At 47.6% G+C, this 233-nt stretch carries 1 pseudogene; it reads right to left on the bottom strand.

The features are described from left to right. Positions 1-140, bottom strand: a pseudogene (locus R0J88_RS23805) (cell division protein FtsZ); the annotation flags it as partial. Positions 141-233: the final 93 nt, after the last annotated feature.

Genomic DNA, 233 nt, shown 5'->3' with positions numbered 1-233 from the left:
GCAGCGGTATTAGCGGCAATAAAGCGCACGCCTTCGATGTGCTGTTTTACCATGTGCGCAACAGCGTTACCGCCGCCGCCGCCCACGCCAATTACTTTTATTACAGCGTCTTCGCTGTGTTGTTCCATTATATCAAACATGTTCACTCTGCGACTTGAGTCTTAAAACTCGCCTTGAAACCATTTAGTAAGGCGGTTCCACGAATTATTGTTATCCTCTGCTTTCGACTTTGG

The sequence above is a fragment of the Pseudoalteromonas sp. SIMBA_162 genome, from assembly GCF_046535955.1.
GTDB classification, from domain to species: Bacteria; Pseudomonadota; Gammaproteobacteria; order Enterobacterales; family Alteromonadaceae; genus Pseudoalteromonas; species Pseudoalteromonas marina.
This window is presented reverse-complemented; position numbering and strand designations above follow the sequence as displayed.